This window comes from Stenotrophomonas sp. GZD-301, assembly GCF_049310345.1.
Lineage (GTDB): Bacteria > Pseudomonadota > Gammaproteobacteria > Xanthomonadales > Xanthomonadaceae > Stenotrophomonas.
The window spans coordinates 60,342-69,329 of record NZ_JBMOWY010000061.1 but is presented as its reverse complement, the minus strand read 5'-3'; the positions used below and the strand labels follow the sequence as shown (position 1 = coordinate 69,329).

Below are 8,988 nucleotides of genomic sequence, written 5' to 3'. Positions count from 1 at the left end.
GCCGGGCTCTGCCCGGCTGTCGCGCGAAGCGCGGGCATTGCGTCGTCGGCGCGGAACGCAGCCGGGCAGAGCCCGGCTCTACGAGCGCGGCGCGATCAGGCGATGCCGATGCCCGGGATCGCGGTGATCTGGTCCGGGTCGAATCCGGCCAGTTCGGCGAAATGCCGGCCACGGGCGACATAGTCGCGGTACACCCCGTAGCTGGGTGCGCCGGGCGACATCAGTACCACCCCGCCCTGCGCGCCCAGCGCCGCCTGCGCCAGGCGCATCGCCTCGGCCAGGTCGGTGGCCGCGTGCAGGCCGAACCGCCCCTGCGCGGCCAGCGGCTGCAGCAGGTCGTGGATGCGCGGCCCATTGGCCCCCATCGTCACGATCTCCACCGGTGGCACGTCATCGGCCATGTGCTGGACGAAGTCGTGCCAGTCCAAGCCACGATCGTGCCCCCCGACCAGCAGCGCGATGCGGCGGCCGGCGAAGCATTCCAGCGCCGCCAGACTGGCGTGCGGCGTGGTGCTGATGGAATCGTTGACGAAGGTGACGCCCTCGCGGCTGCCCACCGTCTGCAGCCGATTGGGCAGCGGCCGGAATGCCTGCACCGACGGCGCCAGCGCCACGGCATCCAGCCCCAGCGCTTCCACGGCGGCCAGCACCGCGCACAGGTTGCCGCGGTTGTGGCGGCCCGGCAGCGGCGTGCTGCCGGTGTCGAACACCGCCTGCCCGGCCCGGTAAACCACATCGCCTCGCATGTGCCAGCCCTGCGGCTGGTTGAACCACACCACCTCGCTGTCGGGCAGCGACAGCGCGGCCAGATGCGGATCGGCGGCATTGAGCACCGCGATGCGCGGCGCGCCCTCGGTGACCAGACGCAGCTTGTCCTGGATGTAGCGCGCTTCGCTGCCGTGCCAGTCCAGGTGCTCGGGGAACAGGTTCAGCACCACCGCCACCTGCGGGTGCGCGCCGCTGCGCGCCACCTCGCCGGTCTGGTAGCTGGACAGCTCCACCGCCCAGTACTGCGGTGCGGGCTGCGGGTCGAGCACTTCCAGCAACGGCAGGCCGATGTTGCCGACCAGCGCGGTCGGCGCGCCCGACGCACGCAGCAGGTGCGCCAGCAGCGAGGTGGTGGTGCTCTTGCCCTTGGTGCCGGTCACGCACACCGTGTCGCGCACGGTGCCATCGGCATCGGCGTGCTCGGCGAACCACAGCGAGGTGCCGCCGATGAACTGCGTGCCCTGAGCGGTGGCGGCCTGCGCGGCCTCGCCGTACGGGCTGATCCCCGGCGATTTGATCACCAGCTCGAACGCGGCCAGCGCATCGCCACTGACATCCGACCGCACCTGCAGCGCGCCGAGGGTTTCCTCTCGCGCTGCGGCAGCTTCCGCCTCGGGGCAGAACAGGGTCAGCGGCAGCGACGGCAGCCGCTGCTGCAGCACGCGGAAGGCCGCACGGCCCTCACGGCCCCAGCCCCACAGCGCGACCCGCTTGCCCTCAAGCTGCGAAATTCGCACGCAGGCGCTCCCAGATCGCCGCCGGAATCCGGTGTTCGCCTTCCAGGACCAGCAGCGGCTCGACCTGCAGTTCGCCTGCGTCCAGGTGCGGCTGGATCTCCTGGATGAAACGCTTCACCAGCGCGTCTTCGCTCCACTCCGGGCGCGCGGCCAGGGTCGCCATCGCCGCACGCGATTCGCGGCCTTCGCCGACGCATTCGAACGGCTTGTGGTCCTGGAACTCCAGCAGCGCATCGAAGCCGCCGGCCTGGTCGGCATCGTCCAGCAGGTTGCGGCCGAAGATGTTCACCAGGCGCGGCTTGGGCATGAACGGTGCCAGCGCCAGGAACACGAAGTGGCACTTCGGGCAGACCCCGCACCAGCGGTTGACCGGGCGTTCGCCGAGGATGTGGAAGTTGCGGTTGCAGCTGGAGAAGTGCGCGTCGTAGAAGTCGCTCTTGGCGAACTGGCGCGCCACCGCCAGCTCCGACAGCGGCCGCAGCAGCGAGTAATAGTGGAGGTCGGCGGCGATGTGCGTTTCCACATGCTCACCGAAGGCCTGCTCGAACGCCCAGCCCTTGGACCACTGGTGGTTGACCTCACCGGTGCCCGGAATCTGGCTGCCATAGCTGGCCGAGCGTTCGTTGGAGAACACCACCTGGTCCACGCCCTGCAGCAGCGCGGCCAGCACCATGATCATCGAGTTCACCGCGGTGACCGGGATATGCCCGTTCCACGCGCCCTGGCGGTTCAGTTCGAACAGCTCCGGGGCCAGCGTGCGGCCGATGTTGAGGATCGGCAGGCCGGTGCGTTCGGCGCAGGCGCGGATCAGCTGCGAACCGCCGATCCAGGTCACCGTCTCGGCGATGCCCAGCGTGCGCAGGGCCTCGATGCTGACCAGCGAATCCTTGCCACCACCGATGGCGACCAGGGCATGCTCGCGCAGGCCCAGCGCCGGCGCGGCGACCGATTTTCCTTCGACCGGCAGGCGGAACCGCCCGCGCAGGTTCAGGCCATTGCGGTAGGCGAACTCACCGAGACCGTTGAGGTAGACCATTTCCACCAGCGCGGCGGTGGCCGCATCGATGGCATAGCTGTCGATGCGCACCTGGTCCGGCACGCCGGCCTTGTAATAGCTGACGCCGGCAATCAGGTGCAGCAGCCGCAGCGCCTGCTGCACGGCATCGGCGCGGGCGCCGTCGAGCGCGAACGGCGCGCCGGGAATGGTCACCGTCTCGATCAGCTCGGGGCCGTCGTCGAAGGCGTAAACCAGCTGCGCCACGCCCGTATCCGCCGCGAAATCACAGCGGACGAAGCGGAAAACGGCAACCTGGTGTTTATCGAAAGCAGTCATGGTGTATCCGGTTCAGAGGGCGGCAGGCGGCGGTCAAGGCACGTCATCGATGACGTCCTCGCGCGGCAGCTCGCGCTGGTTGTAGGTGTTGGCCATGACATACCCGTAGGCGCCGGCATCGGCGATCAGCATCACATCGTCCGGTGCGGTGGATACCGGCAGGCGGCGGCGCTTGCCGAACACATCGCTGGACTCGCAGATCGGGCCGACCACGTCGAAGGCGGCCTCCGCGTAGCCACCGAGCCGGCTGAGGTTGTCGATGTCGTGCCAGGCGTCGTACAGCGCCGGGCGCATCAGGGTGTTCATGCCCGCATCCAGGCCCACGCGACGCACGCCGTCCTTCTCCACCACCTGGGTGGCGCGGGTCAGCAGCACGCCGGATTCGGCCACCAGGTAGCGGCCGGGTTCGATCGCCAGGCGGAACGCCGGGTGCACCGCCTTGACCTCGGCCAGGCCAACCGCCCAGGCGTCCAGGTCGAAGGGTTCGTCATCGGCGCTGTACGGAATCGGCAGGCCACCGCCGATGTCGATGGTTTCGATGCTGCCGATGCGGCGCGCGAAACCGGCCAGTTCATCGCACATCAGGCGCCAGTGCTGCGCGGTTTCCACGCCGCTGCCCAGGTGCGCATGCAGGCCGACCACGCGGGTGCCCAGCTCGGTGGCCAGGCGCACGAACTCGTCCACGCGCGCGATCGGCAGGCCGAACTTGGAGTCCTTGCCGCCGGTGCGCACCTTGGCGTGGTGGCCTTCACCACGGCCCAGGTCCACGCGCAGCCACAGCTCGCGGTTGCTGAACAGCTCCGGCCAGCGCTGCAGCGCTTCCACATTGTCCAGGGTGACCGTCACGCCGAGCGCGAAGGCGGCCTCGTACTCGGTACGCGGCGCGAAGCTCGGGGTGAACAGCACGCGACGGGGCGACAGCGCAGGCAGCGTATTGAAGACGTGCTTGAGCTCGCCGTGCGACACGCACTCCAGGCCGAAGCCTTCCTGCTCCAGCAGCGTCAGGATGGCCGGATGCGAGTTGGCCTTGATCGCGTAGTAGCGCTGGTCGATGGCCTTGATCGCGGTCAGCGCCCGCGCACGCGCACGCACCGTCGGCAGGTTGTACACGTAGCGCGGCGTGCCGGCCTGGGCCAGCGCCAGCAGGTGCTCGCGCTGCCCACGCCACCACGCGGTTTCGCGCGCGCGGACGGTGCCGGCGATCTCGCGCCAGCGCGGGCCGAACACCTCGCCCTCTTCCACCGGCATCGCGCCGCTGTCGATCAGCTCGGCGTGCAGGATCGGCAGCAGGCCATCGGCGTCGGACTCGTCGATCACGAAGGTCAGGTTGAGGTCGTTGGACGACTGCGAAATCATGTGCACGCGCTCGCGGCCGAACGTGGCCCACACGTCCGACAGCTTGTGCAGCAGCGAGCGCATGCCGCGCCCGACCAGGGTGATCGCCGCGCACGGCACGATCACCTTGACCTTGCAGATCTGCGACAGGTCCGCCGACAGCGCGGCCAGCACATCGGTGTTGACCAGGTTCTCGGACGGGTCCAGCGACACGGTGACGTTGGTCTCGGCCGAACCGATCAGGTCCACCGACAACCCGTGCTTCTTGAACAGCCCGAACACATCGGCCAGGAAGCCGACCTGCTGCCACATGCCGATGCCTTCCATCGACACCAGCACGATGCCGTTGCGGCGGCTGATCGCCTTCACGCCCGGCACCGGTGCGGCGTTGCCGTCGATGCTGGTGCCCGGCAGTTCGGGGCGCTCGGTGTCCAGGATCGCCATCGGCACGCCGGCATCGCGGCACGGCTTGATCGACCGCGGGTGCAGCACCTTGGCACCGGTGGTGGCGATTTCCTGCGCTTCGTAATAATCCAGCCGGGTCAGCAGGCGCGCGTCGGGCACGTCCTTCGGATTGGCGCTGAACATGCCCGGCACATCGGTCCAGATTTCCACGCGGCTGGCACCGAGCAGCGCGCCGAAGTAGGCCGCCGAGGTATCCGAGCCACCGCGGCCGAGGATGGCGGTACCGCCGTCGGCATGCCGCGAAATGAAGCCCTGGGTGATCAGCATGCGGGTGGGCTGTGCGTGGAAGCGCGCGGCCCAGGCGGCATCGGCGCGCCACTGGCAGTTCACCGACAGGCGCTGCGACCATTCGCTCTGGTTGGGTTGCGGCGGCAGGGCATCGAGCCACTCGCGCGCGTCCATCCAGCCGAAATCCAGGCCGCTGGCGTGCAGGTAGGCTGCGCCCACGGTGGACGACAGCAGTTCGCCCTGGCCCAGCACGTCGGCCTGCCAGTCCAGCGGCCGCGTTGCCGCGCGCGGATCGTCGAGCAGCCCGGCCAGTGCGGCCAGGCGCACGTCGAGCGCGCCGGCATCCAGTGACAGCTCGACCAGGAACTCGCGGTGGCGGGCCACCAGCGCGTCCACGCGGGCGCGGCTGTCGGCGGCGCCATCGGCGATCGCGGTCAGTTCATTGGTCACCCCGGACAACGCCGAGACCACCACCAGCACGCGCGAGCCGGTTTCTTCCGCACGTTTTTTCGCCAGCTTCCCGATCGTGTCCCAGCGGTGACGACGCGACACGGAGGTGCCGCCGAACTTCAGTACGATCCAACGATCGACAAGGGGGGAAGCTGACATGGAGGTAATGGGGAAGTCGTAGTGAGGGGGATTCGCCCGGCACGCCGGGCCGAACCCCCGATTCTATGCCAAGCCCGGCCCGTGCAGGGCCGGCCGGCCACTGTCCCGCCGCATTCATGCCCGGCCCGGTGCCGATGCCCGCGCAGGGGTTGATAAGCTGCCCACCCCCAAGCCCCTGCCTGCCGCCTCGATGACCACCCGCCGTTTCCTGCAGTTGGACGTGTTTTCCCCCAATCCCGGCGCCGGCAATCCGCTTGCCGTCGTGCTCGACGCCGAAGGCCTGGACGATGTGGCCATGCAGGCCATCGCCCGCTGGACGCGGCTGCCGGAGACCACCTTCGTGTTCGCCCCGCAGGCGCCCGGCGCCAGCTACGGCATCCGCATGTTCAGCCCGCAGAAGGAAGTGCCGTTCGCCGGCCATCCCAGCGTGGGCACCGCACACGCCGTGCTCGAGGCCGGCCTGGCCGCCCCGGTGGACGGGATTCTGGTCCAGGACGGCATTGCCGGCGCGCTGCCGCTGCGCGTGGACGGCAGGGGTGCCCAGCGCACCATCGCCATCCGCACCCCGCGTGCCCAGGTGGCCGAGGTGACCACGGCCGACGACCCGCGCCTGCAGGCCGCGCTGGCCGGCTGGACGCTGGGTGACCTGCCGCCGGCCCGCATGGACGGCGGACGCAGCTGGTGGGTGGTGGAACTGGCCGACGAAGCGCATCTGCGCGGCGTGGCCCCGGACTGGGAGGCGATCGCCGTGCTGGCCGAATCCACCGGCAGCATGGGCGTGTTCGCCTATGCGCGCAGCCAGGAGCCGGCATACGACCTGGCGGTGCGCGCCTTCGTCGGCAACGGCCGCCGCTTCGAGGATGCCGCTTCGGGCGCGGCCAACGCGGTGCTGGCCGCGTGGCTGGACAGCCGTGGCGCGCTGCCCCGCGACGAACCGCGCTACGTGGTCAGCCAGGGCCGCGAAGTCGGCCACGATGCGCGGCTGAGCCTGCACATCGATGCCGAGGGCGATGTCTGGTCCGGCGGCCAGGTGCAGACCGTCATCCGCGGCACCCTGGACTGGTAAGCGCAGCGGCGGCGCGTCAGCGCGCCGCCTCGTACACCGGCGTGCCCCCCACCCAGGTCGCGCGCACCTGCAGGTCGGCCAGCTGCGCCGGCGGCACCTGCAGCGGATCGCGGTCGAACACCACGAAGTCGGCCTGCAGCCCGGGCTGCAGGCGGCCGACGCGATCCTCGTCGCGGCCGGCAAACGCGGCATCGGCGGTGAACCCGCGCAGCGCTTCGGCCGCGCTCAACCGCTGGTCCGGCTGCCAGCCGCCCGGCGGGTGGCCGGCGCGGTCCTGGCGCGTCACGGCGGCATACAGCCCCAGTCGCGGGTCGACCTGCTCCACCGGGAAGTCCGAGCCCAGCGCCAGCGGCACCCCCGCTGCCAGCATGCGCCGCCAGGCGTACGCGCCCAGGATGCGCTGCGGCCCGACGCGGTCCTGCGCCCAGCCCATGTCCGAGGTCGCGTGGGTGGGCTGCATCGAGGCGATCACCTTCAACTGCGCGAACCGCGGGATGTCCTCCAGCGCCACCACCTGGGCATGTTCCACGCGCCAACGATGATCACCGCCGCTGCGCTCGCCCAGCACCCGCGCATAGGTATCGAGCACGATGCGGTTGCCGCGGTCGCCGATCGCATGCGTGGCCACCTGCAGGCCGCAGCGGTCGGCCTTGCGCACGGCCGTGTCGAAATCGGCCGGCGAGGTCACCAGCAGGCCGCGGTTGTGCGGATCGTCGCTGTAGTCGGCCAGCAGCGCGGCACCGCGACTGCCGAGTGCGCCGTCCATGAACAGCTTCACGCCGCGCATCTCCAGGCGCCCACCGGCATGCCGGTACGCCCCCTGCGCGCACAGATCGTCCAGTGCCTCGCCATTGCCGTCGGCATAGGCATCGATGCGCAACGGCAGGCGACCGTCATCGGCGAAGCGTCGCATCAGCGCCAGGTCCTCGCGCGACACGCCCATGTCGTGCACACCGGTCAGTCCCTGGCGGACCGCCGCCGCCAGCGCGCGGGTCAGCATCTGTTCGCGCGCGGCGGCACTGGGCGCGGGAATCGCCGCCCGCATCAGCCCCATCGCCTCATCGACGAACACACCGGTCGGGTGGCCGGCCGCATCGCGCTCGATGCGCCCGCCCGACGGCTGCCAGCGCCCCTGCAGCGGGCGCTGCCCCGGCACCGCCGCCAGCGCACGCAATGCTGCGCTGTTGCCCCAGCCGGCATGGCCGTCCACGCGCCCCAGCCAGACCGGTCGGTCCGGGAACGCGGCATCCAGGTCGGCAGCGGTGGGAAAGCGCGTATCGGTCCAGCGGTTCTGGTCCCAGCCATTGCCGAGCAGCCAGCCGTCCGGGTTGTCCGCAGCGAAACGCTGCAGGCGCGCCACCACCTCCGCGCGGCTGTCCGCACCGGTCAGATCGGCCTGCATCAGCGTCTGCCCCAGGTACATCAGGTGCGCGTGCGCATCGATCAGGCCCGGCACCACCGTGACATCGCCCAGGTCGGTGAGCGGCGCCAAGGGATACAGCGTCAACAGGGCCTGGCGGTCGCCGACGGCGAGCACCCGCCCATCGGCCGTGTCCCAGGCCAGCGCGGTCGCCACCGGCGCATCCGCGGCGCCGGTACGGATGGTGGCCGCCGCCACCAGGCGGACATCGGCCTGCGCCGGGGCAGCGCAGAGACAGCACAGCAGGACAGCCAGAAGGCGATGGCGCACGCGAAGCTCCCGCAGAAAGAAACAGGGGCGACTATGCCGCCCCTGCCGGGATCACTCAATGCGCGCTGCGGCATGCGTCAGCCGGCCAGCTCGGCCTCCAGCGCGATCGGCACCGCGCTGAGCGCCTTGGACACCGGACAGTTCTGCTTGGCATCGTCGGCGATCGCACGGAACTGCGCCGCATCGATCTTCGGCACCACCGCCTTCACCTTCAAGGTGATCTGCGACAGCTGCGGGCCACCTTCCATCGACAGATCGACCTTGGCTTCGGTATCCAGCGAGGTCGGCACGAACCCGGCCTCGGTCAGCTTGGCCGACAGCGCCATCGTGAAGCAGCCGGCATGCGCGGCGGCGATCAGTTCTTCGGGATTGGTGCCCTTCTCGTCGCCGAAGCGGCTGCTGAAGGCGTAGCGGGTGCGGTCCATGAGCCCGCTCTGCGGGGTGCTCAATTGTCCCTTGCCTGTCTTGAGGTCACCTTCCCAGTGCGCGGTAGCGTGTCGCGAAATGCCCATCGTGAGTCTCCTTCGGGATGAATGGCAGGGCCAGCGTAGACCGGCGGGCGTTAGGGTGGCGTCGGGTTGCGCGCGGCACCGCCGCCGGCAGGCCCCGGCCGGTTGCAGGCACAGCCGCTTTCGCGTGCGAGCGCTGTTTTCAAGCGGTTTTCGGCATGCATGGGGTGCGCCAACCGCCAGCATCGGCAAGCCGGGGGTGCGCACAGCCCCGTGTTTTCAGGGCATGTACTGATGCACTGCGGTAA

General features: G+C 70.2%; 6 protein-coding genes. 1 reads left to right on the top strand and 5 read right to left on the bottom strand.

Features of this window, described 5'->3' with window-relative positions; translation table 11 throughout:
- Positions 1-95: 95 nt before the first annotated feature.
- The 3 genes from murD to ACO6VK_RS16730 are packed head-to-tail and all read right to left on the bottom strand — an operon-like array spanning position 96 to position 5,475.
- Positions 96-1,505, bottom strand: coding sequence for a UDP-N-acetylmuramoyl-L-alanine--D-glutamate ligase (murD, locus tag ACO6VK_RS16740; protein WP_422509073.1), 1,410 nt, complete (start codon positions 1,503-1,505; stop codon positions 96-98).
- Entirely contained in the window at positions 1,486-2,838 is a 1,353-nt protein-coding gene (gene murL / locus ACO6VK_RS16735) for a UDP-N-acetyl-alpha-D-muramoyl-L-alanyl-L-glutamate epimerase (RefSeq protein WP_422509071.1), read from the bottom strand. Before murL ends, murD begins: the two co-directional genes overlap by 20 nt.
- Before the next feature lie 33 nt (positions 2,839-2,871).
- Positions 2,872-5,475 (bottom strand): bifunctional aspartate kinase/diaminopimelate decarboxylase, encoded by a 2,604-nt coding sequence (locus ACO6VK_RS16730; RefSeq protein ID WP_422509069.1) that lies wholly within the window; start codon positions 5,473-5,475, stop codon positions 2,872-2,874.
- 190 nt (positions 5,476-5,665) lie between these two features.
- On the opposite strand from ACO6VK_RS16730, the gene ACO6VK_RS16725 reads away from it, so the two are divergent.
- Positions 5,666-6,541: a PhzF family phenazine biosynthesis protein gene (locus tag ACO6VK_RS16725; protein WP_422509067.1), complete on the top strand. Its 876-nt coding sequence runs from the start codon at positions 5,666-5,668 to the stop codon at positions 6,539-6,541.
- Positions 6,542-6,557: 16 nt separating this feature from the next.
- Here the strand turns inward: ACO6VK_RS16725 and ACO6VK_RS16720 are convergent, their stop codons facing one another.
- A complete protein-coding gene (locus ACO6VK_RS16720; protein ID WP_422509065.1) occupies positions 6,558-8,231 on the bottom strand; it encodes an amidohydrolase in 1,674 nt (557 codons plus the stop codon).
- A 77-nt stretch (positions 8,232-8,308) separates the two neighbouring features.
- Positions 8,309-8,743: an OsmC family protein gene (locus ACO6VK_RS16715; protein ID WP_422509063.1), complete on the bottom strand. Its 435-nt coding sequence runs from the start codon at positions 8,741-8,743 to the stop codon at positions 8,309-8,311.
- Positions 8,744-8,988 lie beyond the last annotated feature (245 nt).

Bases quoted from the DNA above. Each gene is read 5' to 3' on its own strand.
- ACO6VK_RS16725 (WP_422509067.1), top strand. From the start codon at position 5,666: ATGACCACCCGCCGTTTCCTGCAGTTGGACGTGTTTTCCCCCAATCCC.
- ACO6VK_RS16715 (WP_422509063.1), bottom strand. From the start codon at position 8,743: ATGGGCATTTCGCGACACGCTACCGCGCACTGGGAAGGTGACCTCAAG.
- murL (WP_422509071.1), bottom strand. From the start codon at position 2,838: ATGACTGCTTTCGATAAACACCAGGTTGCCGTTTTCCGCTTCGTCCGC.
- ACO6VK_RS16730 (WP_422509069.1), bottom strand. From the start codon at position 5,475: ATGTCAGCTTCCCCCCTTGTCGATCGTTGGATCGTACTGAAGTTCGGC.